Genomic DNA, 24,664 nt, shown 5'->3' with positions numbered 1-24,664 from the left:
CAGGCTACGCCCCGCTCGCCGGGTCCTCGTCCAGGCCCGCGTTGTTGGGGCGGCCCTCGAACCGGGTGGAGAGCACCACTGTCGTGTTGGTGCGGCCGACGCCGGGGATGCGGCGCAGCCTGCCGAGAGTGAGCTCCAGCTCGTCGACCGTCGAAACCCGCACCTTTACTACGAAGGCCTCGTCGCCCGCGACCGCGTAACAGCTCTCGACCTCGGGCAGTTCGCCGAGCGAAGCGGCGACGTCCTCGTCGGTGGCGGTGTCGGTGGGATGGATGCCGACCAGCGCGGTGACGCCGAGTCCGACCGTGTTCGGGTCGACCATCGCGTGGTACCCGGTGATCACGCCCGCCGCCTCGAGCTTCCCGACGCGTTCGTGCACCGACGACGCGGAGAGCCCCACCGTCCGGCCGAGGTCGGCGTAGGTAGCCCGGCCGTTGGCCCGCAGCTCGGCGATGATCTTCCGGTCCAGCTGATCCACCGGCTCATTATGCGGCGCGCCCGCGCGGGAGGCGCATCCCGGTAGGCCCCGGATTGTCTCCTGCGTCACAGCAACCTCGACGCCGGACGCCGCCCAGCCGCGGCCTTTGCTCAGTCTTTACCCGAATCTCGGCGCAGCTGGTCAGAAAATGCCTGGTCAGCGAGGCGCGAACGGGCGCTGAGCGATCCTGAGAATCTGCTGAGTTATGTCCCTTTTGCACTTTAAGGGCTCTTTACCCAAGGACAACCGTTCGAGTACCCGACGGGTGAAGTGCCACGATTGCCGCGTTGGCCACCCGGGCGCGACGGGCGAAATCGCCCGATGCCCCCGGTATAGCAAGTTGGGCGTTAAGGAGGCGGAAAATGACCGCAACCATGGGCGGACGGTTGCTCACCCCGGGTGAGGTGGCCGCTCTGTTCCGGGTGGACCCGAAGACCGTGACCCGCTGGGCCACCGCGGGCCGCATCGGCTCGATCCGGACGCCGGGCGGACACCGCAGGTTCCGCGAGTCCGAGGTGAACGACCTTCTGGCCGAGCTCACCACGGACGCGAGCGAGCCGACCCGCAAGATCTGATCCGCGGGTCTCGAACACGCCGAAGGGTCGTGACTGGCAAGGGGTGCCTCCCGCATCGCTTGCCGGTCACGACCCTTCGCCGCATTCGGGCAAAGTCCAGTAAAGTTCTCCACGACGGCGCTCCGCGACCACGCCGCGAGATCGCGCCGGTTTCTGGACTGAGCGATTCGACCGGCCCCCAGGCCGGGCGAATCGGGAGGGAAGAAACCGGCTTCCCGGCGATCTCGCCGCGCCGACGAAGTCGGCGCCATCAACACGGCCAGCACGACGGAAGGACCCCGGGCATGATCCCTTTGCTCGCAGCGGTGGGCGCGATCACCATCGCCGTTCTGTTGTGGCGGGCACTCGGCGCGCAGCGGATCAGCGTCCCGCAGCGCCGCCCGGCCGTCGCTCCCGACGACGATCCCGAATTCCTGCGCAAGCTCTCCGAACAGCAGCGCAAACGCCCGGACGAAACCGACTCCTGAGCGTGTTTGATTGCCCCGGCTCCGCCGGGGCGCCGAGATCGCCGGGAAGCCGGTTTCTTCCCTCCCGATTTCAGTCCAGAAACCGGCGCGATCTCGGGTTGTGGTTGCGGAGCCCGCACGGTCAATCAAGCGCAGCCGCTTGGTTAAGCCCTGCCGTTAAAACCGTCCGCCACGGTCGCCGCCAGTTCCAGCAGCGCCAGCCGGGTGTCCCCGCCGAGACGCTCCAGTTCGATTTCCGCGCCCTCTTCCAGGTGCGCGTCGAACGGGATCCGGCACACCGAACGCACCTTCGCGCCGAAGTGCGCGGCCAGCTTGTCCAGGTCGACCGAACTGCCCTTCGGGCGCACCGAGTTGATCACCACGACCGAGCGTTTCACCAGGTCGCCGTAGCCGTGCGCCTCGAGCCAGTCCAGCGTCGCCGAGGCGCTGCGGGCCCCGTCGACCGAACCCGAGGACACGACCACCAGCGAGTCCGCGACGTCGAGGACGCCCTTCATCGCCGAGTGCATCAGACCGGTGCCGCAGTCGGTGAGGACGATGTTGTAGAAGTGCTCGAGCAGGTTCACCGTGCGCCGGTAGTCGTTCTCGGAGAACGCCTCCGACACCGCCGGATCCTGTTCGCTGGCCAGGATTTCCAGCCGGCTCGACCCCTGCGACGTGTACGACCGGACGTCGCTGTAGCGCGTGATCTTGTCCGCGTCGCGCAGCAGGTGCCGCACGGTCGCGGTGGTTTCGATGGCGATCTTCTGCGACAGCGTCCCGCGGTCCGGGTTCGCGTCCACCGCCACCACGCGGTCGCCGCGCAGGGACGCGAACGTCGCGCCGAGCGTGGTCGTGGTCGTGGTCTTGCCGACGCCGCCCTTGAGGCTCAGCATCGCGATCTTGTAGCACCCGCGCAGCGGCTGGTTGACCCGCGCGATCAGCTCGCGCCGGCGCGTGTCCGCCGGGCTCTCCCCCGGGTTGAGCAGCTTGCCGCTGCCCAGGTACACCGCCTTGCGCCAGCCGGACTGCGGCGTGCGTTTCTGCTGTTTCACCAGGTGCGCGGTGGCCAGCTCGTCCGCGCTGGACGCCGGTTGCGGCAGCCCCTGCGCCCCGGCCGGAGCGCCCGGCACGGGAGCCACGCCCGGAGGAGCGACGGGCTGCTGCTGGTACCCCGGCGGGGCGGCGTGCTGCGGCTGGTGCTGCTGCGCGGGAGGCTGCAGCGGCGGCAGGTTCTGGTCGTAGTGCGGCTGGTAGCCGCCCGGCTGCGGCAGCGGCTGGTACGCGCCCTGCGGCGGCGGGTCGACGACCTGCGTCGGCTGCGCGTCGTACGGCCCGGTGCCGGGGTGCGGCGTCGAGTCGGTGCGTTCCTCGGAGAACATGGCAGCCGGTTCCTGGGCCTGCTCGGACTGCTGCTCGCCGGCAGTCTCTTCACTGGGTCCGGTCACCGTTGCCAACCTCCCGGGTACGTCGAAGGGCCCCTGGCGACGACGGTAGTCGCCCGAGGCCCGGTCCGGGCGGTGGACCCCCGGCTCAGCTCACTCCGGCGTAGGAATGCAGTCCGGCGGTAACCAGGTTGACGAAGAACAGGTTGAAGATCGTCACCGAGAACCCGACGATGTTGATCACCGCCGCGCGCGTCCCGCGCCAGCCCGCGGTGGCGCGGGAGTGCAGGTATGCCGCGTAAACGACCCACGCGATGAACGCGACGGTCTCCTTCGGGTCCCAGCCCCAGAACCGGCCCCACGCGGCCTCGGCCCACACCGCGCCGCACAGCACGCCGAAAGTGAAGATCGGGAACGCCACGATCGTGGCCCGGTAGGCGATGCGGTCGAGCACGTCGGCGGAGGGCAGCTTCGGGCCGAAACCGGCGAACTTGGCCGGGTTGCGGTCGTGCGCGGTGCGGAAGAGGTACAGCACGCTCGCCACGCCCGGCACCAGGAACACGCCGGAACCGATGATCGCGGCGGACACGTGGATGTAAAGCCAGTACGACTGCAGCGCGGGCACGACCGGCGCGGCCACCGTGTAGAGCATCGTGCCGTTGATGAACATCAGGATCACGACGGGCAGCAGCAGGAACCCGGTGAGGTGGCGGACCGGGAACTTCTTGATCACCACGAGCCACGCGACGACGGTGATGAAGGTGACCGCCATGCCGTACTCGTACATGTTGCCCCACGGCGCGCGGTGCACCGCGAGTCCGCGCAGCACGATCGCCGACAGCTGCAGCAGCGCGCCCAGCACGAGCAGCGCCGCGCCCATCCGGCCGATCCGCTCCGCGCGGCCGACCGCGCGCGGGGCCTCGGGCTCGGCCGGGACGTCGCCGTTTTCGATCGCGGCGTCGTCGGAGTCGGGTCCGCCCGCGCCGACCAGCACGCGCTTGCGGCTGCGCTCGGCGGCGAGACGGCCCTTCGCGCCGAACGCCTGCTCGAAGAGCGTGAACAGCAGCGCCAGCACGTAAATCGCCACTGTCGTCGTGTACAGCAGGTCGCTGTACTGCGAGAGAGTCTCGTTGATTTCCATGCCTCAGCTGCCCTTCCGGCCCGTGACCAGCCGTTCGCTGATCCGCTGGAATTCCTCGCCGTATCCGGCTTGATCCGTGCGCGCGAGCCCCGCGACCTCGATCACGGTACTCGCGCTCTCGTCCTTGCCCGGCCGCACCCGCACCCACACGCGACGCCGCTTGACCAGCAGCGACGCCCCGAGCCCGGCGAACATCACGATCGCGAAGCCGAGCACGTAGCCCTGCGTCGGATCGTGCGAGATCTGCAGGTTGACCCATTTGTTGACGCCGTCGAAGCGGACCTTGGTGCCGTCGTCGAGCGTCAGTTCCTGGCCGACCGCGAGGTTCTTGCGGGCGACCCGCTTGAGCCTGCCGTCCTGGACGCGGGACTGGTCGACCGAGAACACCGACTGGCCGCGGCCCGCGTCGAGACCGAGGTCGCCGCGCAGCACGTCGACGGCGACCATCGGGTTGTCCAGCTGCGGCGCGGTCGAGGTGAGGACGCCGCCGTGGATGAACGAGGACGGCGCGAAGAGGCCGGTGATCGCGAGCTGCTTGGTGCGCCGCTGGACCTCGTCGGTGACGCCGGGCTGGTCGAACTTCGTCGCGCCCTCGGACAGCATCGTCCCCGGGTTGGTGAACATCCACTGGGTGTTCTGGGTGCGCTTCTCGCCGTTCGGGAAGGTCACCGTGAACTGCGGCGAATAACCGTTGCCCAGCAGGTAAACCCGGTCGCCGACGGTGCGCAGCGGCTCGTTGACCTCGAGGTCGTACGGCTTCCACGTGCCGGTCTGCAGGTCCTGGCCGGACTGGTACTCGATGTGCGAGTGGTAGTAGTCGGCCTGGTTCGTGGCGGTGTAGCGGGCCGTGAAGTCGTTGACCTTCACGCAGAACGGGTCGAGGTCGGTGCCGTCGACGCGCAGGCCCGCTTCGAACGAGTCGTAGTTGTAGATGCCCGAGTTGCAGAACTGGCCGCCGTTGGCCTGCACGATGACCTGGCCCTCGTAGCTGTAGAGCTTGCCGAGTGCGAAGAAAATGATCAGGCCGAGCATGCCGAAGTGGAAGAGCAGGTTGCCGGTCTCGCGCAGGTAGCCGCGTTCGGCCGAGACGCTGAACCCGCCGCCGTCCTCCTCGCGCTCGACGCGCCGCCAGCCGGACAGCTGCTTGCGCACGTCCTCGCGGATCGTCTCCGGCGTGCGCGCGGTGCGGGCGATCCGGTGGTGCGGCATGCGCGCGAGATTGCGCGGCGTCAGCACCGGCTTGGCGCGCATCTGCTTGAGATACTCGAAGCTGCGCGGCGTGAGACAGCCGATCAGCGAGATCATCAGCAGGATGTAGATCGCGGAGAACCAGACGCTGGAGTAGACGTCGTAGAACTCCAGCTTGTCGAGCAGCGATCCCCACCAGCCGTGCGCGCTGATGTACTCGTCGACCTTCGGCGCGTTCAGCCGCCGCTGCGGCAGCAACGCGCCGGGCAGCGCGGCGAGCGCCAGCAGGAACAGCAGGACCAGCGCGGTGCGCATGGACGTCAAGCCGCGCCAGGTGTTGCGCAGGAAAGCCAGGAACTGCTTGGCCGCGGACGGCCGGTACGGCTGGGGATTCTTCGGGGGCGCTTCGGTAGTGGTCACAGCGGCAGCTCGAGATCGGAGGCGACGGAGTTGCGGAGCCAGCCCATGACGTCTCCCCACAGCCCGGTGACCAGCAGGATGCCGACCACCATCAGCAGCACCCCGCCGAAAATCTGCACGCGGCGGCCGTTGCGGCGAAGCCAGTCGGTGGCGCGCACGGCCCAGCGGGCGCCGAGCGCGATCAGCAGGAACGGGACGCCGAGGCCGAGGCAGTAGACGAGCACCAGCACGTACCCGCGGACCGCGGCCCCGCCGGTGGCGCTGGCGAGACTGGTGACGGCCGAGAGCGTCGGCCCGATGCACGGCGTCCAGCCGAGCCCGAACACCGCGCCGAGCACCGGCGCGCCCCACAGCCCGCCGCCGGGCACGCGGTGCGAGCGGACCTCGCGCTGCAGCCCCGGGATCCAGCCGATGAAGACCAGGCTCATGAGGATGGTCAGGATGCCGCCGATGCGCTGCAGCAGATCCTCGTTGACCAGCAAGGTGTTCGCGAGCCAGACCAGCGTGCCCATGGTCGCGACGAACACCACGGTGAACCCGAGCACGAAGAGCCCCGCCGCGCCGAGCACGGCGTAACGGCCTTTCTTGCGCTCCTCGCCGTCGCGCACCGCCGGGGCGTCTGCGCCGACGAGAGCCGCGAGGTAGGCGAGGTACCCGGGCACGAGCGGCACCACGCACGGCGACGCGAACGAGATGGCCCCGGCCACCAGCGCGACACCCGCGGCGAGCAGCAGCGGCCCGGAGAGCGCCAGCTCGGACACGGAGTTCACGCACTTGAGAGTAGGCAGTGAGCTGGACGTGAGGCGGGCGGGGCCCGCTCACAGGACCTACGCCACAGCGCGGGTGGGACCTTGGTCCTGTGCTCGTGCGCGGCTAAGCCGGTGAGAACCGGCGTAGGCACTCACGAGGAGGCCAGGCCGCAGAAGAACGCGCGACGCCGGGTTGGCAACGGCCTCCTGCACGGCTCGGCTCGGAGACCCCCAATGCCACTTTGGGTGCGTCGGACGCACCGAACGCCACATTGGGTGTGTCACATGCACCCAACGCCACATTGGGTGCGCCCAACGCACCGAACGCCACATTGGGTGCGTCACATGCACCCGATGTGGCATTGGGGACTTCTCTGCGACGCAGCCCGCGCCGCGGCAGGACCGAGAGGTCGTGAGGGTTCCCCTCACGGAATCTGATTCCGTCAGGGTTCCCCTCACGGACCTCCCCGGCGCGGAGCGAGCACCCGGCGGGGCGGGCCCCAGGCCGAGCGGAGCGCCCTCTCGCACGCGGAGCGTGCGGCGGAGCGAGCGCCCGGAGGAGCGGGCGCCGGGCCGAGTGCGGAGCGCCGGGCCGAGCAGAGCGCCCCCGGCCGAGCAGAGCGCGGGGTTCGGCGAGCGCTACTTCCCCCCGCTATTTCTCCGCGCTGAGCCGCTGCACCACCGGAACCAGGTCCGAGGCCAGCACCTGCCGCAGGAACACCGCGGCCACCCGGTGCTGTTTGTCCAGCACCAGCGTCGACGGGATGATGTTGCGCGGATACCCCGCCAGCTGCAGCAGCACGCGGCCGGACGGGTCCCAGATCGACGGGTACGTCAGGCCGCGGTCGCGGACGAAGTCCTGTGCCACGTCGCGGGCCGGGTCGCGGACGTCGAGGCCGATGACCTGGGCGCCGAGCGGGGCGATCTGCTTGCTCGCGGTCTCCAGTTCGGGCGCTTCGGCGCGGCACGGGCCGCACCACTGGCCCCACAGGTTGATCACCAGCGCCTTGCCCGGGAAGTCCTCGATCGAGAGCTGTTTGCCCTCGTGCATGAGGTCGTCGCCGGCCAGCGTCGGGGCCTTCTGCCGTTCGTTCTCCGGGTAGCTGATGTCGACCTTGCCGCCGGGCGAGACGAAGGTGAAGGTGCCGCCCGAGACGACCGCGTCCTTGCCGGTCGAGCAGCCCGTCACGACCAGCGCGGCGGCCATCAGCATCCCGAGCAGCCGCCGTTTCATGCGCCGGTCACCTTGGGGTCGGTGGTGCCCGCGGGTTCGCTGTAGACGATCTCCAGCAGCTCTTCACCGTCGAAGACCAGGCTGGTGAGCGACGCGAGCGAGCACTGCCGCTGCCGCGGGTCGTGCCACAGTCGCTTCGCTTCCAAGAAGCGGCGAAGCGTCCAGATCGGCAGCTGGTGCGACACGCACAGCGCTTCGCGCCCTTCGGCCTTTACGCGCGCACGGTGCACCGCGCCGAGCATGCGGTGTGCGATCTCGACGTACGGCTCGCCCCACGACGGCTTGAACGGGTTCACCAGGTGCGGCCACGCTTTCGGCTGCCGCAATGCGCCGTCGCCCACGGCTACGCGCTGGCCCTCGAAGACGTTCGCCGCTTCGATGAGGCCTTCGTCAGTGGCGATGTCGAGACGGTGCGCGCCCGCGATGGGCGCCGCCGTCTCCTGCGCGCGCTGAAGCGGCGAAGCGACGACGTACGCGAGGTCGTGCCCGGCCACCGCTTCGGCGACAGTGAGCGCCTGACGCTGCCCGCGCTCCGACAGCCGGAAGTTCGGCAGCCGCCCGTAGAGGATCTTCTCCGGGTTATGGACTTCACCGTGCCGCAGCATGTGGACGACGGTGGTCATGGGCGAACCGCCTCAGCCGCCGCGCGCGCCGCCGCGGGCAACGCAGCTTCGATCACAGCGAACGCTTCGTCGTCCATCGCGGCGTTCACGAACCACGCCTCGTACGCGCTCGGCGGCGGGTACACGCCCGCTTCGAGGAGCGCGTGGAAGAACGCCGGGAAGCGCCACGTCTCAGTGGCCTGCGCGTCCGCGTAGTTGCGTACGGGCTTGTCGGTGAAGAAGACGCTCACCAGGTTGCCCGCGAACTGCACTGTGTGCGTGACGCCCGCTTCGCTGAGCGCCTTGTCGAAAAGCCCGCCGAGACGCTTCGCGTTGGCGTCGAGCTTCGCGTACACAGCGTCGTCCGCTTCGCGCAGCGCGGTGAGACCGGCGGCGACCGCCACCGGGTTCCCGGACAGCGTGCCTGCCTGATAGACGGGACCGCCGGGGGCGAGCTTCGCCATGATGTCCGCGCGACCGCCGAACGCCGCGGCGGGCAGTCCGCCCGACATCACCTTGCCGAACGTGTACAGGTCGCCAGCCACGCCTTCGAGGCCGAACCAGCCAGCGCGCGAAACGCGGAAGCCGGTCATCACTTCGTCCATGATCAGCAGCGCGCCGTTTTCGTGCGCGATGTCCCGCAACGCGGCGTTGAAGCCAGCGTCCGGCGGCACCGCGCCCATGTTGCCCGCGGCCGCTTCGGTGATCACCGCGGCGATCTGGCCCTCGTTCTCCGCGAAGGACTTCCGCAGCGCGTCAAGATCGTTGTACGGCAAGACAATCGTGTCCGCGGCCTGCGCGCCGGTGACGCCCGGCGAGGTCGGCAGGCCGAGCGTCGCGACGCCGGAACCCGCTTCGGCGAGCAGCGCGTCGACGTGCCCGTGGTAGCAACCGGCGAACTTGACGATCTTGGCGCGGCCGGTGAAACCGCGGGCGAGCCGGATGGCGCTCATCGTGGCTTCGGTGCCGGAGTTGACCAGCCGGACCTGCTCGACCGGGCCGACCCGGCCGATGATCTCCTCGGCGAGTTCGACCTCGCCGATCGTCGGCGTGCCGAAGGACAGCCCGTGCTCCGCGGCCGCGCGGGCGGCGGCCACCACCTTCGGGTGCGCGTGCCCGAGGATCATCGGGCCCCACGAGGAGACGAGGTCGACGTAGCGGTTGCCGTCGGCGTCCCACAGATACGGGCCCTCGCCGCGGACCATGAACCGCGGCGTGCCGCCGACCGAGTTGAAGGCGCGCACCGGCGAGTTCACCCCGCCCGGAACGGCCGCCTTGGCGCGTGCGAACCATGCTTTGGACTGCTCGGTGCCAGTGCTCACCGTCCCAGTCTTGCAAATCCTCCATCCGGGTGTCGGCGGCGCCCAAGCTGCCACCCGATTGCCACCCGGCACACCGGCCTCACTCCTCTTAGGATGGGCGCGCATGGACGGGGCGAGCCATGGAGGAGACGTGACGGCGCCCACACACCGCCGGAACCCGTGGCTGATGCTCGCGGTGTTCTTCGGGCTGGTCGGCGTCATCGCACTGGTAGGCGCGCTGGCGGCGACGACCGCGCCGGACGCCTACAACCGGTACGTGCTGCCGGAGTGGGCCCCGCCCTCGTCGCTGTTCAGTCCGGTGTGGACGGTCCTGTACATCGTGCTCGCCGTCGCGGGCTGGACGTATTGGCGCACCGACGGCGAGAACCAGGGCTTCGCCGCGTACGGCATCGGCCTGCTGTTCAACCTGATGTGGATCTCGCTGTTCTTCGCGGGCGGCTCCACGCAGGTCGCGTGCGTGGACATCGTGCTGCTCGATTTCACCGTGATCGTGACGATCGCGTTGTTCTACCGCCGGTCCCGCGTCGCCGCGCTGTTGCTTGTGCCATACCTGGCGTGGCTGCTCTACACGACTGCGCTGAACGTCGCGATCATCGCGCTCAACGACGTTCCCTAACGGGCCGGCTGCGCCACGATCGCCTGTGCGGTCACCGAACCGTCCGTGCCGGTGCGCCCCTGGACGGTCACCGTCTGTCCCGGTTTGAGGTCGCTGAGCTTGCCCGGCTGAGTCACGCCGACCGTCGTACTGTCCGAAGTGGACACTGTGACTTCGCTGCCCTGCACGGTCTTCACCGTGACCGTGCTGCCGTCGACCTTCTCTACGGTGCCGACCGTCCCGCGACCGCCTCCCGCGCGGCCGCCGAATCCGCCGCCCTGCTGCTGTCCGTCCGCCGGAGCGGTACGGGCGCTGGATGAGCCGCTCGACGAGCCGAACGCCGCGTGCGTCCAAGCGCCGCCGGCGAACGCCAGCGCCAGCACGAGCAACCCGGCGAGCACCAGCGTCGGCTTGCCGAACGGCCGGGCGACCTGCTTCAACTCGGCAGTGAGATCGCCCTGGACGGCGGGCTCGGCGATGAGGTCTTCCGGACGCGACGCGGCGGGTTCCTCCGGCGGGGTCGGGATGGGCTGGGTGGTCGACGCGGACATGACGCTCCTACTCGTGCCGGAGGGCGTCGATCGGCCGCAGCCGCGAAGCCCGGTTCGCCGGGAAACTGCCGAAGAAAAGCCCGATCAGGGCGGACACCGCGAACGCGAGCGCGATCGACGACGGCACCACGACCGGCTGGATGCCCGCGACGGCGAACCGGCTGCCGACCACCCCGATCAGCACGCCGAGCAACCCGCCGAAGAGGCTCAGCATGGTCGCCTCGGCGAGGAACTGGCCGAGGATCGCCGAGCGCGGCGCGCCGATCGCCTTGCGGATGCCGATCTCGCGAATCCGCTCGGTGACCGTGACGAGCATGATGTTCGTGACGCCGATCCCGCCGACCAGCAGCGAGATCGCCGCGACCGCGCCGAGCAGCACGGTGAACGTCTGGATCGCCGACGTCCGGGTCTGCAGCAGCTGCGCGGAGTTCTGGATCTGGAAGTCCGGATTGGCCGAGGCCTGGATGCCGTGCCGGGCGTCGAGGATCGCGGTGACCTCGGCCTGCGCCAGCCCGATCGCGTCGGCATTGGTCGCCTGCACGGCGATCTGATTCAGCCCGCCGTAGCCGGCGAGCGAGTTCTGCACCGCGCTGATCGGGGCGATCGCGACGTCGTCGGCGTTCTGCAGCCCGGTGCTGCCCTTCGTTTGCAGCACGCCGATCACGGTGAACTGGATGCTGTTGATCAGCACGTTCTTCCCGACCGGCTCGGCGGTGCCGAAGATCGACTGCGCGGTCGTCGGCCCGAGCACGACGACCTTGCGCGCCTGTGTCACGTCCTCGGCGCTGAACAGCTGACCGTCGGCGATCTGCCGGTTCGTGGTGGTGAAGTAGCTGGGTTCGGTGCCGACGACGCTCGACACGTCGTAGGAGGTCTGCCCGTACGTCGCGGTCGCGCTGGTGTTCACCACCGGAGCCGCCGCCTTGACGTCCGGCGCACCCACCGGGTCGACCAGCGCGTGCGCGTCCTGCACGGTGAGCGGCCGGACCTGGCTGGACTGCCCGCCGCCCCGAAGCGGCGACACGTTGACCACGTCGGTGCCGAGTCCCTGAATGCTCGCGGTGATCGCCGCCGAAGCACCGTTTCCCACTGCCACCAACAAGATCACCGACGCGACCCCGATGGTGATGCCGAGCGTGGTGAGCACCGAACGCAGTTTGTTCGACGCGAGACCGCGCACCGCGAACCGCATGATCTCCACGAAGTTCACGCGACCACCCCGGTGCGGACCTCGTCCGACACGATCCGTCCGTCGCTGACCCGCACGACGCGGTGCGCGTGCCGCGCGACCTCGTCCTCGTGCGTGATCACCACGACCGTGCGGCCGAGCGCGTTGAGCCGGTCGAAGACGCCGAGGACGTCGACAGTGCTTGCGTGGTCGAGGTTTCCGGTCGGTTCGTCGGCGAGCAGCAACGCTGGTCCGCCGACCAGCGCCCGTGCCACCGCGACGCGCTGCTGCTGTCCGCCGGACAGTTCGTTCGGCAGATGCCTGGCCCGATCGGTCAGCCCGACCATCTCCAGCGCGGCGAGCGCACGGCGGCGGCGCTCCCCTCGCTTGAGTCCGCTGTAGACCATCGGCAATTCCACATTGGACAACGCACTGGTGCGCGGCACGAGGTTGAAGGACTGGAAGATGAAGCCGATCTTTCGGTTGCGCAGCAAGGCAAGCTGGCGTTCGTTGAGATCGGCGACGGAGAACCCGTCCAGCAGGTAACGGCCGGAAGTGGGCGTGTCGAGGCAGCCGAGCATGTTCAGCAGCGTCGACTTCCCGGATCCGGACGCGCCCATGATCGCCACGTACTCGCCCGGCCACACCTGCAGATCGACCCCGCGCAACGCGTGCACCGCGGTTTCCCCGCTGCCGTAAGTCTTGCGCAGTCCGGAGACCGCGATCACCGGCTTCATCCCCGGCCCCCGCCGCCGACGCCGCCCTGGCGTCCGCCGCCGAATCCACCCTGCTGACCGCCGCCGAACCCGCCGAGACCGCCCGTTCGCTGCTGGCCATTGGAGCCGCTCGACGTCGTCGGCGACGCAGCGGTGAGCACCACGCTGTCGCCCTCATTGAGCCCGGACTTGATCTCCACAGTGGACTCTCCGCGCACGCCGACCTCGACCTGACGCGAAACCGGCTGCCCGTTCTGTTCCACGGTGACCACGTTCGTCGTCCCGCTGGTCCGCACCGCCGCGGCCGGAACGCTCAGCACGCCATCGGCTTCCGCGACCGTGATCACGACGCTCGCCGACTGTCCGGGTCGCAGCCCCGACGGCGGGTTCGACAACGTCAGCTTCGCGCCGTAACTGACGACGTTGCTGCTCGTGGTCGGCGTGAGGTCAATGCTGGAAACGGTCGCCTGCAACGGTTGATCCGGCGTCGCGTTCAAAGTCACGGTGGCTTTCTGCCCGGTTTTCACCTTGCTCACGTCAATTTCCGCCACCGAAGTATTGACGACGAGACTGCCCATGTCGGTGATGTCGATAAAGCCCGTGCTGCTGCTGGACGAGGATTGCTGCCCGGACTGCCCACCAGAGCCGGAGCTGGAACTGGAACTGGACGACGCTCCCGCCGAATTGTTGCTGGAATTGGACCCGCTGCCCGTTTGCTGCCCGACCGTCCCGTTGATCGCGGTCACCGTTCCCGCACCAGGCGCGGTCAAGGTCGTGGCGGCGAGCGCTGATTCCGCGTTGTCGACGTCCAGCTGCGCTTGATCCACTTTGGCCTGCAGCGACGTGGTGCTGCTCTGCGCCTGCGTCGCGGTCTGGTTCGCGGGCGGGTTGTCCTCCGCCGTCGTGAGGTTGTCCTCGGCGACCGCGAGATTGGCCTTGGCGACCTGAAGTTGTTTGCTCGCCTGGGAAGAGTCGATGGTGGCGAGCTTCTGCCCGGCGCTCACGACGTCGCCGACCTTCACGTCGATGCTCGTGACCTTGCCGGACGTCGTGAAGTTCGCGGCACCGGTATATGTGCTCGCGATCGTGCCCGCCGCCGAAACGGTCTGGGAGACGTTCGCGCGCCGGACCGGCGTGGTCCGGGTTTGTGCCTGCGCGGTCGAACTGGCCGGCGAAAAGGCTTGGTAAATCCCGAAAGCCGCGCCGCCGAGCAGCACGACAAGGACTCCGTTGACCACCCAGGTTCGTGTGCGCAGCCGCGTCATGGCCGCAAGATTGCGGGGCCCGCTTAGCAGCGAGCTGTTGGTTCCCTGTGGGACAGCTGTGTAATCAGTCCTTCTTCTTTTTGTGCCGCGCCCGCACCGCGAGCAGCAATTGCCGGACCGCGTCCACCACCAAGACCGCGGACAGCGTGCCGAGCCCGAGCGCCCCGGCGATATGTCCGCCGAAGTACCGTTCCGAGGCCAATCGCGTGCCGTCGCCCGCCGTGGTGACGACCGTGACGACCCCGGCGTGCCACAGCGCGAACGCCGCCCACAGCGCCAATCCGGCCACCACGACCTCGCCGAGCGCGACGAACGCGCGCCACGGCTGGTTGAGCTTCGCCTGCGGCTGGGTTTCCTCCGGCGGCCAAAGCCCGGCTCCGGTCGGCTGGGGTAGGTCGATCACGGGATCCAGCCTTTCAGGTTCGCCGTCGTCGCGCGTCCCTCGTGCGGGTTCAGTTCCGGGAGTCATCGGCCTGCTCCTCGGGTTGGTTCTTCGCGGCCAGCTCCGCGAGCGCGGTCTTCAGCGCTTCGACATCGCGGGCCCAGGCGAGCACCACCGTGCCGTCGTCCAGCTCGACCGGCAACTCGTCGTACTTGCGCGGCACCGACCAGCCGCCGCCGAGCACGCGCGTCCCGACCGGCGCGCCGACGTCGGTCACCGAGGCGATCCGCTCGGCGGCCACCGTCTCGCGGCCTTGCCGCAGCCCCTCGGTGGTGACCTCCAGCGAAAGGAACCGGCGCCGCGCGTAAACCCAGGGCAGGGTCAGCGCGACCAGCGCGACGCCGATCAGCACCCAGCCGACCACGTGCGTCGGCCCGCCGGTGGCCAGTTCGGCGAGCGCGCCCAGCAGTGCGAACAGCGGGCCCCAGATCAGCGCCGACCAGCCAACGCCGGGCTCGGAATACAGCGTCCTGACCGCCATTACAGCTTCTTGCCGACCTTCGGGAAGTAGTCCGCGACCTTCGGCAGGTACAGCAGGATCAGCATGACGACCAGCGTCAGCGACGACGCGAGCGCGTAGACATTGCGGGGCACCCCGAGTTCGAACACGATGGCGAGCACCGCCAGCAGCGCTGCGATGGTGCGCGCCGAACGCGTACCCTCGCGGGCCTTCCAGGCGAACAGCACAAGCAGGGCGCTGTAACACAGCGCGCCGATCAGCATGGCCCACACGAAGAAATTCGCGGTGGACTGAGCCTGCTCGAGGGTGATCGCTTGGCCAGGCTGCTGCTGCTTCATGATCGCGTCGGCGAACTGCTGCTTGACCGCGACGAGGACTACTTGACCGACCACGATGATGAGCGCCGCCACGATGGCGAGCACGAACGCGGCGTGCACCTCCAGCGGCGGCTTGGCCTTCGGCGCGGTCTCCCCCGGCAGCACCGGATCCGGCGCGCGCCCGCGTTTGCGGCGCTCGTCGTCGGTGAGCCCGGAAAGATCGTCCGAGGTCACGCTGGCTGGCTTCGGGGTGTTCTCGTCCTTCTCGGCCACCCGAAAGACCCTACCCGGGCTCAGTCCAGCCAGGTCGCGGCCTCGGCCGCCCAGTAGGTGAGGATCAGGTCCGCGCCCGCGCGGCGGATGGAGGTGAGCACCTCGAGCACCGTGCGCTCGCGCTCGATCCAGCCGTTCGCCGCGGCCGCCTCGACCATCGCGTACTCGCCGGAGATGTTGTACGCCGCGACGGGAACCGGCGAAATGTCGGCGGCCGCCTTGATGATGTCCAAATAGGACAGTGCAGGCTTGACCATGACCATGTCCGCGCCCTCGGCCAGGTCGAGTTCGAGCTCGCGCATCGCCTCGCGGGCGTTGCCGAGGTCCTGCTGGTAGGTCTTGCGGTCGCCCTTGAGCTGGGAGTCGACGGCCTCGCGGAAGGGACCGTAGAACGCGCTGGCGTACTTGATCGAATAGGCGAGAATGGCGGTCTCGCTGTGCCCGACCTCGTCGAGCGCCCGGCGGATCACGCCGACCTGCCCGTCCATCATCCCGCTCGGCCCGAGCACGTGCGCGCCCGCTTCCGCCTGCGCGACCCCCATTTCGGCGTACAGCCGGAGCGTGGCGTCGTTGTCGACCACGCCGTCCGCGTCGAGAACGCCGCAGTGCCCGTGGTCGGTGAACTCGTCCAGGCAGGTGTCGGCCATCAGCACGGTGGAGTCGCCGAGTTCGCTGCGCAGATCCCGCAACGCGACGTTGAGGATGCCGTTCTCGTCGACCGCGCCGGACCCCTGCGCGTCCCGCTTCTCCGGAACGCCGAAGAGCATGATCCCGCCGACGCCGGCGTTGACCGCCTCGACCGCGGCCTTGCGAAGAGTGTCGCGAGTGTGCTGAACGACGCCCGGCATGCTGGCAATCGGCCGCGGCGCGTCAAGACCCTCGGCCACGAACATCGGCAGGATCAGCTGCCGTGGCCGCAACGTGGTCTCACTGACCATCCTGCGCATTGCCGGAGTAGTACGAAGCCTGCGGGGTCGCTGCTCAGGGAACACACATCCAAGGTACTCCCGCACTCATCCCGAAAGCCGTGAAGGGCTCCTTGAGGGAATCTGATTCCCTCAAGGAGCCCTTCACGGACCGAAACCTCAGCTGCGCCGAGTCCGCTTGGCCTTGCGCGGTGGAGGCAACGCCCCCTCCGCCCGCAGCCGAGCCGCGTGCTCGGCCAGCGCGTCCACCAAATGCGGCACGTCAGCCTTCTCCGGCTGCACATCCACCCGCAGACCGAACTCCACCGCGGTCTCGGCGGTCTTCGGCCCGATGCACGCGACCAGCGTGCGCGTGTGCGGCTTCCCGGCAATCCCGACCAGGTTCCGCACGGTCGACGACGAGGTGAAACAGACCGCGTCGAACCCGCCGGTCTTGATCATCTCGCGGGTCTCGGCTGGCGGCGGCGCGGCCCGGACGGTCCGGTAAGCCGTGACGTCATCGACTTCCCAGCCCCGCTCGACCAGACCGGCCGACAGGATCTCGGTGGCGATGTCCGCGCGCGGCAGCAGGACGCGGTTGACCGGGTCCAGCACGTCGTCGTACGGCGGGAACTCGGCCAGCAGGCCCTCGGACGACTGCTCGCCGGTCGGGACCAGCTCCGGGATGATGCCGAACGAACGCACCTTCGCCGCGGTCGATTCGCCGACGCAGGCGATCTTCACGCCGGAGAACGCGCGCGCGTCGAGACCGAACTCCTCGAACTTCTCCCACACCGCGCGCACCGCGTTGGTGGAGGTGAAGACGATCCACTGGTAGCGGCCGTCGACCAGGCCCTTGACCGAGCGCTCCATCTGCGCCGGGCTGCGGGGCGGCTCGACCGAAATGGTCGGGACCTCGTGCGAGGTCGCGCCGTGGCCGCGCAGTCGCTCGGCCATCTCGCCAGCCTGCTCCTTGGTGCGCGGCACCAGGACCTTCCAGCCGTACAGCGCCCGCGACTCCCACCAGGACAGCTTCGACCGCTGCCCCGCGGCCTGCCCGACCGTCACGACCAGCGGGCCGACCAGCTCGCCCGCGTCGTTCGCGACCGAGGCCAGCGTGGTGTCCAGCGTGCGCTGGGTGTTGATGGTGCCGTTCGCGGTGACCGCGACCGGGGTGGTCGGGGGCAGCCCCTTCTCGGTGAGCTGGCTCGCCGCCTCGGCCAGGTGCGCCGAGGTCGCGTGCAGCACGATCGGGCCGGGAACCGCGGCCAGCGCGCCCCAGTCGACCTCGCCGCGGACGTCCGCCTCGGTGTAGGTGCCGCCGAGCGCGACCCCCGCGTACGCGGGCACCGCGGTGCCCGGCGCGACGCCCGGGATGACGTCGAACACGGCCGAGGTGCGGGCGACGGCCTGGACCTCGGCCACGACGGCCGGGCTGGTCAGCGGGTCGCCGGAGACCAGCCGCAGGGCGAGCCGGCCTGCCTTGGCCTCGGCGGTCAGGTCCTTCGCGACGTCGGACGGTTCGCCGACGGCGGGGCGGACCTCGGCGCCGGGGGCGGCGAAGGCGAGCACGCTGGCGGGCACGTCCGGGTCGGTCACCACGACCTCGGCCTTGGCCAGGAGTTCCTGGGCGCGGACGGTGAGCAGCCCGGCGTCCCCGGGGCCCGAGCCCACGAAGGCGACGCGCCCGGCGGTCTTGCGAGCAGGGGTCATCGTTGGTGTTCTTCTCCTCTTGGGCGGCCGGTGCTCCGGCCGCTGGTGTCGGGCAGGTCGTGCGGGTCGGTGACGGCTGGCGTCACAGCGCGGGGCCGAGCAGCGCCCCGGCTCCCAGGTCAAGCAGTTCGGCGGCCAGTTCCCGGCCGAGCTTCTCCGCCTCGCCGATCCCGGCGATCGCGGACGCCCGCACCATGTCGACGCCGCCGTTCTCGCCTTCGACGGCAGCGGTGCCGCGCAGCGAGATGCGTTCCACCACCGCGCCCTCGTCGTCGAGGTCCTCGACGATCTCGGCGAGCGCGCCCACCGGCGCGCTGCACCCGGCTTCGAGCGCGGCGAGCAGAGCCCGTTCGGCCGTCACCGCGACCCGCGTGCTCTCGTCGTCCACCGCGGACGCGAGCAGGTGCTCGATGTCCACGTCGGCGGCCCGGCACTCCAGCGCCAGCGCCCCCTGCGCGGGGGCGGGCAGCATCTGGATCGGGTCGAGGGTTTCGGTGATCTCGTCCACCCGGCCGACCCTGGCCAGTCCGGCACGCGCGAGCACCACGGCATCCAGCTCGCCGTCGGTCACCTTGCGCATGCGGGTATCGATATTGCCTCGGATCGGCACGATTTCCAAACCGAGACCCAGGGCGCGCAGCTGCGCCATCCGCCGGGCCGCGCCGGTGCCGACCTTCGCGCCCGGCGGAAGCTCGCCGAGGGTGAGGCCGTCGCGCGCGATCAGCGCGTCGCGCGGGTCCTCGCGCGGCGGCACCGCGGCCAGCACGAGGCCGTCCTCGGGCGCGGTGGGCAGGTCCTTGTACGAGTGCACGGCGACGTCGATCTCGTTGCGCAGCAACGCTTCCCGCAGCGCCGAGGTGAACACGCCGACCCCGATCTGCGAGATCGGGGCGCTGGAGAGGTCGCCCGGGGTGGTGACGGTGACGATCTCCACCTCCGCCCCGGTGGCGCGGATGGTGTCGGCGACGATGCCGGTCTGCGCGAGGGCGAGCTTGCTGCCCCGCGTGCCGATGCGAATGACTCTGGTCACTTACCGCTTCTTCTCGGATTCCGGCGCTGTCGGGCTCGCCACGGCCGCAGGAGCCTGCGGGTCGAGGCAGAACAGTTCCCGCAACGCGTTGGCGTAGTCGGTGTCGGCCGTCTCGGCGGCCAGCTGCTTGACCCGCACCGTCGGCGCGTGCAGCAGCTTGTCGACCACCCGGCGAACCGTGCGGCCGACCTCTTCGCGAACCTGGCTGTCGAGTTCCGGCAGCCGGTTGTCCAGGCGGAGCAGCTCCGCGTCCACCACCTCGGCCGCCCGCCTGCGCAGCGCGGTGACCGTGGGCGTGACCTCGGCACTGCGCTGTCCGGCGAGGTACTCGCGCACCTCGTCGAGCACGATGCCGTTGGCTTTGGCGGTCTGCCGCTCGGTGGTCGGGGCTCCGGCGTCGCGCATGCGGCGCTGGATCGTCTCCAGGTCGACCACGGTGACGTCGGCGAGTTCGGCGACCGCGGGGTCGACGTCCTTGGGCAGCCCGAGGTCGCAGACGACCAGCCGGCGCCCGGCGCGCGCGGGCACGTGCCCGGCGAGGAAGACCGCGTCCTGCGCTCCGGTGCACGCCACGACGAGATCGGCCAGTTCGACCGCGTCCGCGAGTTCGGTCAGCGGCACCGAACGAGCCGGGATCCCCTCCGCGACGACCTTCTCGGCCAGCCGGGCGGCGTTGGCTTCGGTGCGGTTGGCCACGGTGATCTCGGCGATCCCGGCCTTGCGCAGCTGGGCGGCGGCGAGCGCGCCCATCGAACCGGCCCCGACGATCAGCGCGTGCTTGCCCGCGATGTCCCCCGCGGCGGCCAGCGCCTCGGACACGACGGACGCGCCGAGCTGGTCGAGCCCGGTCTCGGAGTGCACGCGCTTGCCGACGCGCAGCGTGGTCTGGATCAGCTCGTGCAGCGTGCGGCCGACGGTGCCGGCGTCGCGCGCGGTCGCGTACGAGGACCGGACCTGGCCGAGGATCTGCGTCTCGCCGACCACCATCGAGTCGAGGCCCGAGGCGACGGAGAACAGGTGCTCGACGGCCGCGCCCGCGTAGTGCACGTACAGGCTGTCGTACAGCTCGGCGGGCTCCATCCCGGCCTTGCGGGAGAGCACCTCCGAGACGTCGTTGACGCCGCCGTGGAACGTCTCGACCACGGCGTAGACCTCGATGCGGTTGCACGTCGAGACGAGCATGACCTCGCTGATGTGCTCCGCCTGCTGCAGGTCGTGCAGGACCTTGGTCAGCTCGTCCGCGGGGATCGCCGCGCGCTCGAGCGTGCCGAGATCCGCACTGCGATGGGAGAGCCCGACCGCCAACACGCTCATTCAGCGCACCACCATTCCGAGACCGCCGTCCGTACCGGCGCCGTTTCGTCCGCTCCCATTGTCGGCGGGCCCGCCGGCGCCGGGTAACCCGGTATTCCCCCGGTTTTCCCCGGCGGATGCCGCGCTGTCGGCGCGCCGAGCCACGTGGAACGAGAGGATCTGCAGCTCGACGGCCAGGTCGACCTTGCGGACCTCGACGTGTGCCGGCACCTGGAGCACTACCGGCGCGAAGTTGAGGATGCACTGGACGCCGCCTGCTACCAGCCTGTCGCACACCGACTGCGCGGCGGTAGGAGGTGTGGCGATGATCCCCACGGAAATCTCCCTTTCGGAGCAAACGCGAGGAATGTCGTCCATGTGGGAGACCGGGAGACCCCCTACGGGGACGCCGATCAGATCGGGGTCGAGGTCGAAGAGCGCTTCGACCGGGAAGCCGCGGCCGGGGAAGCCGCCGTAGTTGGCGAGCGCGTGGCCGAGGTTGCCGATCCCGACCACGGCGACCCGGTGCTGCCGGGTGAGGCCGAGGATCCGCTCGATCTGGCTGACGAGCACCTGCACCTCGTAGCCGACGCCGCGGGTGCCGTAAGAACCCAGGTAGGAGAGGTCTTTGCGGAGCTTGGCGGAGTTCACGCCCGCCGCGGCGGAGAGTTCCTCGCTGGAGACGGTGGTCGCGCCCTGTTCGGCCAATCCGGAGAGGATCCGCAGGTAGACGGCCAGCCGGGCGACGGCGGCCTCCGGAATCTGCTTCGCGCGGACCGCGGCGTCCTCCGCATCGGAGACGGCGGGCATCTCGGCGGTAGGCGCGTTGTCGGCGTCCGGGGCGGGGCGGGAGGTGCGGGCGGCGCGGCGGGTGCGGGGTTTGGCGTCGCTCTCCGCTTCGACCTGGGTTTCAGCCTGGGCTTCGGCGGCGGCCCGGGTGCTCGCCCGGCTGGCTCGGCCGTTGCCCGCGGCGTGCTCACCGGCGGCCTGGTCCTGCCCAGCCGCTCGGCTGCCGCGGCCGGACGCTGCCCGGCCATTGCCTTCGGAATGCTCGCCAGCGACCTGGTCCTGCCGAGCCCCTCGGCTGCCACGGCCATTGCCCTCGGCGTGCTCGCCAGCGCCTGCTCGGTTAGCGCGGCCGTTGCTGGACGCGGCCCGGCCGTTCCCGGAGACGCGCCCGTTGCCCGCGGCGTGCTCGCCACCGCCAGCGACCTGGTCGTCCCCGTTCTCCGCACCTGTCGCCGAATTTCCGTTGCGCGCCAAGCCGTTCTCGCTCACTGTGGCTCGACGGCGGCTGCCCGCGGCGTGCCGTCCACCGGACCGGCGCGCGGTCGGCGGAGCGGATTCGGCGGCGTCGGATTCGTCGCGGGGAGGCGTGGCCGGCGGTTCGGCACCGCTGCGCCCGCCCCGCTGTGTCACCACGCTGACTTCTCCTCAATCCGGCTTCGTGCCCGCGCTGTCCCCCACCTGCCTTGACCGGCAGTGGAAAACCAACCCTTGACCCCACGGCTTCCGTCCGGTTCGATGCCGGTCCTCGCGGGGACGGGTTCCTACGGTAGTCCACTTGTGAACGCATGCACAAAGTCACTGGTCATCCGCATGACCAGAAGCACAACGGAGCCTGCGGTCCGCCTGTAAGCGCACTTCCGATGACGATCTTCAGTTGCCTCGCCATCGGCCCGTCCAAACGGCCAGCGGCACCAACCAGCTGCGAGGCAGACTCAGCAGCCGCAAGCTGCGGCACGCCCGCACCCGCGTTAAGACGCAACCCCTTCGGGTAGCGGCTAAGTTATCCAGTCGTTGCCGGGATAACAGCCACCAACCATCACCTTGTTCGGGAGCAACTCGTGAGTCAGTGGCTGCTAGGCATCCCTTCCGTAGTTTTGATCGGCGGTTACGCGTACTGGTACTTCCGCAACTACCGCAAACGCCGCGACCAGTACGCCGCCGCGGCGGCCGAGCGTGGTTGGGCCTACCAAGAGCGGGACCGCGACCTTCTCGGCCGTTGTCACGGGTACCCGTTCAACGATGGGCGGCGTCCTCGGGCTTGGCACGTCGTCACCGGAACGAACGGCGATCGCGAATTCACGTCGTTCGAGTACAGCGCCGTCTTTGGCCATGACGACGCTGAGTCAAGCGATCGCGCCGAGCGGCAGTTCACCCAGGTCTTCGCCCTCCAGTTACCTGGGGCGGCACCAGACCTGACCGTCCGGCCGCGCGGCATGCTCGGGCAGTTGGCCCATGGCCTCAAGACCAGCTCCAGCGGCGGTTCGGACTTCGATCGGAGTTGGGCGGTCGAGGGGGTGCCTGCCGACCTCGCCCCGCAGGTCCGGAGCTGGGTCACCACACACCGCCAGCCGTTCCGGCTTGTCGCGGGCCAGTTGTGGACGTGGGCAGACGGTCGCATGGACCTCGCTCGCATCGAACCGGCTCTCAATGACCTGCACCAGCTCGCCGACGCGCTCAGCCGCCAACTGCCTCCGCCCGCATCAGCTAGCGGCGGGCACCACGCCTGAGGCTGTCCCGGCTCTTCGCAGGTCTGGGTTCACACCGCGGTGAACGGCACCTTGTGCCATCCAGTCGCACCGTCCGGCACCGGGTCCGCAGGATGGTCGGTCTGCGTGTACCCGGACTGGTCCGTCGCCCGCACCGTCACCGTGTGGCTGCCCGGCGGCACCGGCACCTCGGCCCACCACATCCGCCACGTGTCCTTGTTGACCTCGGCCGAAAGCGTCGCCGGGACCCACGCGCCCTGGTCCACGCGCACTTCGACCTTCGCGATCCCGACGTGCTGCGCCCACGCCGTCCCCGCGACGCGGACCTTGCCCGCGCGCACCGACGTGCCGTCGCCCGGTGCGTCGATTCGCGATTCGGTCTTGATCGGGGCCTGTTCCGCCCAGCCGCGCTGCAGCCAGTACGCCTGCCGCGCGTCCCAGGTCGTGAACTCCAGGTCAGTGACCCATTTGGTCGCCGAGACGTAGCCGTACAGCCCGGGGATCACGATCCGCGCCGGGAAGCCGTGCTCGACCGGCAGCGGCTCGCCGTTCATGCCGATCGCGAGCATCGCGCCGCGCGCCGGGTCGAGCGCGACGTTGGCCGGGGTGCCGCAGGTGAAGCCGTCGACGCTGGTCGCGTACATCTGCTGCGCGCCCGCCTGCACGCCCGCCGCGTCCAGCAGGTCGACCAGGTCGACGCCGATGAAGTTCGCGGTGGAGATCAGGTCGCCGCCGACCTCGTTGGAGACGCAGGTGAGCGTCACCGTCCGCTCGATCAGCGGCCGGTTCCGGATGTCCGCGTAGGAAAAGCTCACCTCGCGGTCGACCATGCCGTGGATCTTGAGAGTCCAGTCCTCGGCCCGCACCTGCGGCACGACGAACGCGGTGTCGATCCGGTAGAAACTGCCGTTCGGCGTGATGAACGGCGGCGAGCCGAGCTTGTGGAAATCCGCGTCCGGCGGCAGCGGCGGGGCCTTCTTCGCGGCGACCAGCGGACCGATCGACGCGCGCGAACCGGTCGCGCTGCTGGTGGTGGACACGACCTCGCCGACGATCGCCGCCACCCCGGCGCCGGCCGCGATTCCCGCGCCGCGCTGAAGGACCTGGCGACGGCTGAGCCCTTGCTGCGGCTCGGTTTCCGCAGGCAGCGCGCGTTTGTGCAGCCAGCTGAACACCAGCAGCGAAGCGCCCAGTGCCAGCACCGGAGACAGCAACGCGAGCTGTCCGACGTCCGTGCGCTCGAACACCGCGAAGATCCCGAACGCGCCGACCACGACCACCAGCAGCTGGCCGGGCAGCGCACGGCGGCGCGAAAGCTGTCCGGCGAGCACCGCGAACGCCAGCAGCACCACAGCCAGGCCGATCTTGAGCACGGTCTTGTCGGCGGTCCCGATCGTCTGCTCCGCCCACACCACGACGGCGTGCGGGCTGTGCGCGATGACGAAGTCCGCGACCGCGACGAACGGCGACGCGTTGTACCCGACAAATCCGGCAATCAGATGCCCCACGCCCAGCGCGACGGCCAGCGAGACCAGCCCGATGAAGGTCGCGATGCCCAGCGACAGGCGCGGCCGCACGGTCGGCGGGGCTTCTTTCAACGCACTCACCCCACCATCTTCGGCGGGTCCGGGCGAGTCCGGCCCGTTCAAAGCGCTTACGGGTTGCTTACCGCAGTGCCGCGCGCAGCCGTTCTTCCTCGACGCGCCAGTACCCGTGCTCGACCCCGTCGATCAGGATCACCGGCACCTGGTCGCCGTATTCGGCCCGCCATTCCGGGTCGCTGTCGACGTCCGCGGTCTCCCACGGCACGCCCAGCTCGCCGCAGATCCGCGCGACGTCCGCCTCGGCCACGTCGCACAGGTGGCATCCTTCGCGACTCATCACGGTCACTTTGTGCACAG

General features: G+C 69.8%; 26 protein-coding genes. 4 read left to right on the top strand and 22 right to left on the bottom strand.

The annotated features are described in order from the left end of the window. Window positions 1-4: 4 nt before the first annotated feature. The gene (locus tag DMP23_RS31335) at window positions 5-478 is read right to left on the bottom strand and encodes an Lrp/AsnC family transcriptional regulator (protein WP_009072012.1); all 474 of its coding nucleotides are present in this window, start codon (window positions 476-478) and stop codon (window positions 5-7) included. A 362-nt stretch (window positions 479-840) separates the two neighbouring features. Between DMP23_RS31335 and DMP23_RS31330 the strand changes: the two genes are divergently transcribed. Both DMP23_RS31330 and DMP23_RS31325 read left to right on the top strand, forming a co-directional pair. Beyond that, window positions 841-1,053 (top strand): BldC family transcriptional regulator, encoded by a 213-nt coding sequence (locus DMP23_RS31330; RefSeq protein WP_009072010.1) that lies wholly within the window; start codon window positions 841-843, stop codon window positions 1,051-1,053. A 284-nt stretch (window positions 1,054-1,337) separates the two neighbouring features. Next, the gene (locus DMP23_RS31325) at window positions 1,338-1,520 is read left to right on the top strand and encodes a hypothetical protein (protein ID WP_037818857.1); all 183 of its coding nucleotides are present in this window, start codon (window positions 1,338-1,340) and stop codon (window positions 1,518-1,520) included. A gap of 143 nt (window positions 1,521-1,663) precedes the next feature. Here the strand turns inward: DMP23_RS31325 and DMP23_RS31320 are convergent, their stop codons facing one another. The 7 genes from DMP23_RS31320 to hemL all read right to left on the bottom strand — a co-directional run bounded on the left by DMP23_RS31320 (window position 1,664) and on the right by hemL (window position 9,540). Next, the gene (locus DMP23_RS31320; RefSeq protein ID WP_043836155.1) at window positions 1,664-2,947 is read right to left on the bottom strand and encodes a MinD/ParA family ATP-binding protein; all 1,284 of its coding nucleotides are present in this window, start codon (window positions 2,945-2,947) and stop codon (window positions 1,664-1,666) included. A gap of 85 nt (window positions 2,948-3,032) precedes the next feature. Further along, window positions 3,033-4,025 (bottom strand): c-type cytochrome biogenesis protein CcsB, encoded by a 993-nt coding sequence (gene ccsB / locus DMP23_RS31315; protein WP_037818853.1) that lies wholly within the window; start codon window positions 4,023-4,025, stop codon window positions 3,033-3,035. A gap of 3 nt (window positions 4,026-4,028) precedes the next feature. Then, complete coding sequence (gene resB, locus DMP23_RS31310) at window positions 4,029-5,633, bottom strand: cytochrome c biogenesis protein ResB (protein ID WP_238603459.1); 1,605 nt, start codon at window positions 5,631-5,633, stop codon at window positions 4,029-4,031. Beyond that, window positions 5,630-6,403: a cytochrome c biogenesis CcdA family protein gene (locus tag DMP23_RS31305; RefSeq protein ID WP_134663678.1), complete on the bottom strand. Its 774-nt coding sequence runs from the start codon at window positions 6,401-6,403 to the stop codon at window positions 5,630-5,632. Before DMP23_RS31305 ends, resB begins: the two co-directional genes overlap by 4 nt. Window positions 6,404-7,034: 631 nt before the next feature. Next, the gene (locus DMP23_RS31300; RefSeq protein ID WP_037818850.1) at window positions 7,035-7,616 is read right to left on the bottom strand and encodes a TlpA family protein disulfide reductase; all 582 of its coding nucleotides are present in this window, start codon (window positions 7,614-7,616) and stop codon (window positions 7,035-7,037) included. Then, a complete protein-coding gene (locus DMP23_RS31295; protein ID WP_009071997.1) occupies window positions 7,613-8,239 on the bottom strand; it encodes a histidine phosphatase family protein in 627 nt (208 codons plus the stop codon). Before DMP23_RS31295 ends, DMP23_RS31300 begins: the two co-directional genes overlap by 4 nt. Then, complete coding sequence (hemL, locus tag DMP23_RS31290; RefSeq protein WP_037818849.1) at window positions 8,236-9,540, bottom strand: glutamate-1-semialdehyde 2,1-aminomutase; 1,305 nt, start codon at window positions 9,538-9,540, stop codon at window positions 8,236-8,238. The genes DMP23_RS31295 and hemL overlap by 4 nt, the downstream gene beginning before the upstream one ends. A gap of 130 nt (window positions 9,541-9,670) precedes the next feature. Here hemL and DMP23_RS31285 point away from each other — a divergent pair, with 130 nt between their 5' ends. After that, on the top strand, window positions 9,671-10,156 hold the full coding sequence (locus tag DMP23_RS31285; protein ID WP_370318148.1) for a TspO/MBR family protein: 486 nt from the start codon (window positions 9,671-9,673) through the stop codon (window positions 10,154-10,156). Here the strand turns inward: DMP23_RS31285 and DMP23_RS31280 are convergent. From DMP23_RS31280 to DMP23_RS31225, 12 genes are all read right to left on the bottom strand, one after another. Then, a complete protein-coding gene (locus DMP23_RS31280) occupies window positions 10,153-10,686 on the bottom strand; it encodes a DUF5666 domain-containing protein (RefSeq protein ID WP_134663677.1) in 534 nt (177 codons plus the stop codon). The two genes, DMP23_RS31285 and DMP23_RS31280, sit on opposite strands and share 4 nt — an antisense overlap. 7 nt (window positions 10,687-10,693) lie before the next feature. Then, a complete protein-coding gene (locus DMP23_RS31275; RefSeq protein ID WP_134734117.1) occupies window positions 10,694-11,896 on the bottom strand; it encodes an ABC transporter permease in 1,203 nt (400 codons plus the stop codon). Further along, a complete protein-coding gene (locus DMP23_RS31270) occupies window positions 11,893-12,591 on the bottom strand; it encodes an ABC transporter ATP-binding protein (protein ID WP_337823289.1) in 699 nt (232 codons plus the stop codon). The genes DMP23_RS31275 and DMP23_RS31270 overlap by 4 nt, the downstream gene beginning before the upstream one ends. Continuing rightward, window positions 12,588-13,835 (bottom strand): efflux RND transporter periplasmic adaptor subunit, encoded by a 1,248-nt coding sequence (locus DMP23_RS31265; RefSeq protein ID WP_337823288.1) that lies wholly within the window; start codon window positions 13,833-13,835, stop codon window positions 12,588-12,590. The genes DMP23_RS31270 and DMP23_RS31265 overlap by 4 nt, the downstream gene beginning before the upstream one ends. Window positions 13,836-13,899: 64 nt before the next feature. Then, window positions 13,900-14,238, bottom strand: coding sequence for a hypothetical protein (locus DMP23_RS31260; RefSeq protein WP_037818917.1), 339 nt, complete (start codon window positions 14,236-14,238; stop codon window positions 13,900-13,902). Window positions 14,239-14,287: 49 nt separating this feature from the next. Beyond that, window positions 14,288-14,758: a hypothetical protein gene (locus DMP23_RS31255; protein WP_337823287.1), complete on the bottom strand. Its 471-nt coding sequence runs from the start codon at window positions 14,756-14,758 to the stop codon at window positions 14,288-14,290. Then, complete coding sequence (locus DMP23_RS31250; RefSeq protein WP_238603460.1) at window positions 14,758-15,327, bottom strand: hypothetical protein; 570 nt, start codon at window positions 15,325-15,327, stop codon at window positions 14,758-14,760. Before DMP23_RS31250 ends, DMP23_RS31255 begins: the two co-directional genes overlap by 1 nt. A 20-nt stretch (window positions 15,328-15,347) precedes the next feature. Then, window positions 15,348-16,319, bottom strand: a complete 972-nt coding sequence (hemB, locus tag DMP23_RS31245) for a porphobilinogen synthase (protein WP_081685024.1) — start codon at window positions 16,317-16,319, stop codon at window positions 15,348-15,350. Between the two features lie 93 nt (window positions 16,320-16,412). Then, entirely contained in the window at window positions 16,413-17,945 is a 1,533-nt protein-coding gene (locus DMP23_RS31240) for a uroporphyrinogen-III synthase (RefSeq protein WP_037818842.1), read from the bottom strand. An 82-nt stretch (window positions 17,946-18,027) separates the two neighbouring features. After that, a complete protein-coding gene (hemC, locus tag DMP23_RS31235; RefSeq protein WP_037818841.1) occupies window positions 18,028-18,975 on the bottom strand; it encodes a hydroxymethylbilane synthase in 948 nt (315 codons plus the stop codon). Continuing rightward, a complete protein-coding gene (locus tag DMP23_RS31230; RefSeq protein WP_037818840.1) occupies window positions 18,976-20,289 on the bottom strand; it encodes a glutamyl-tRNA reductase in 1,314 nt (437 codons plus the stop codon). Then, on the bottom strand, window positions 20,290-21,078 hold the full coding sequence (locus DMP23_RS31225; RefSeq protein ID WP_337824466.1) for a redox-sensing transcriptional repressor Rex: 789 nt from the start codon (window positions 21,076-21,078) through the stop codon (window positions 20,290-20,292). A 1,037-nt stretch (window positions 21,079-22,115) separates the two neighbouring features. Here DMP23_RS31225 and DMP23_RS31220 point away from each other — a divergent pair. Further along, window positions 22,116-22,784: a hypothetical protein gene (locus DMP23_RS31220; RefSeq protein WP_337823286.1), complete on the top strand. Its 669-nt coding sequence runs from the start codon at window positions 22,116-22,118 to the stop codon at window positions 22,782-22,784. A gap of 29 nt (window positions 22,785-22,813) precedes the next feature. On the opposite strand, the gene DMP23_RS31215 is transcribed toward DMP23_RS31220, so the two are convergent. Continuing rightward, window positions 22,814-24,370, bottom strand: a complete 1,557-nt coding sequence (locus DMP23_RS31215; protein ID WP_337823285.1) for a molybdopterin-dependent oxidoreductase — start codon at window positions 24,368-24,370, stop codon at window positions 22,814-22,816. A gap of 58 nt (window positions 24,371-24,428) precedes the next feature. Beyond that, entirely contained in the window at window positions 24,429-24,644 is a 216-nt protein-coding gene (locus tag DMP23_RS31210) for a glutaredoxin family protein (RefSeq protein WP_037818910.1), read from the bottom strand. Window positions 24,645-24,664 lie beyond the last annotated feature (20 nt).

Source organism: Amycolatopsis sp. A1MSW2902 (assembly GCF_017312175.1).
GTDB classification, from domain to species: domain Bacteria; phylum Actinomycetota; class Actinomycetes; order Mycobacteriales; family Pseudonocardiaceae; genus Amycolatopsis; species Amycolatopsis nivea.
This window is presented reverse-complemented; position numbering and strand designations above follow the sequence as displayed.

Excerpts from the sequence above, each read along its gene's own strand:
- DMP23_RS31255 (WP_337823287.1), bottom strand. The coding sequence starts at position 14,758 with ATGGCGGTCAGGACGCTGTATTCCGAGCCCGGCGTTGGCTGGTCGGCG.
- DMP23_RS31325 (WP_037818857.1), top strand. The coding sequence starts at position 1,338 with ATGATCCCTTTGCTCGCAGCGGTGGGCGCGATCACCATCGCCGTTCTG.
- DMP23_RS31265 (WP_337823288.1), bottom strand. The coding sequence starts at position 13,835 with ATGACGCGGCTGCGCACACGAACCTGGGTGGTCAACGGAGTCCTTGTC.
- DMP23_RS31280 (WP_134663677.1), bottom strand. The coding sequence starts at position 10,686 with ATGTCCGCGTCGACCACCCAGCCCATCCCGACCCCGCCGGAGGAACCC.
- DMP23_RS31230 (WP_037818840.1), bottom strand. The coding sequence starts at position 20,289 with ATGAGCGTGTTGGCGGTCGGGCTCTCCCATCGCAGTGCGGATCTCGGC.
- ccsB (WP_037818853.1), bottom strand. The coding sequence starts at position 4,025 with ATGGAAATCAACGAGACTCTCTCGCAGTACAGCGACCTGCTGTACACG.
- DMP23_RS31210 (WP_037818910.1), bottom strand. The coding sequence starts at position 24,644 with ATGAGTCGCGAAGGATGCCACCTGTGCGACGTGGCCGAGGCGGACGTC.
- DMP23_RS31300 (WP_037818850.1), bottom strand. The coding sequence starts at position 7,616 with ATGAAACGGCGGCTGCTCGGGATGCTGATGGCCGCCGCGCTGGTCGTG.
- DMP23_RS31225 (WP_337824466.1), bottom strand. The coding sequence starts at position 21,078 with ATGCCCGCCGTCTCCGATGCGGAGGACGCCGCGGTCCGCGCGAAGCAG.
- DMP23_RS31295 (WP_009071997.1), bottom strand. The coding sequence starts at position 8,239 with ATGACCACCGTCGTCCACATGCTGCGGCACGGTGAAGTCCATAACCCG.
- DMP23_RS31240 (WP_037818842.1), bottom strand. The coding sequence starts at position 17,945 with ATGACCCCTGCTCGCAAGACCGCCGGGCGCGTCGCCTTCGTGGGCTCG.
- DMP23_RS31270 (WP_337823289.1), bottom strand. The coding sequence starts at position 12,591 with ATGAAGCCGGTGATCGCGGTCTCCGGACTGCGCAAGACTTACGGCAGC.
- DMP23_RS31330 (WP_009072010.1), top strand. The coding sequence starts at position 841 with ATGACCGCAACCATGGGCGGACGGTTGCTCACCCCGGGTGAGGTGGCC.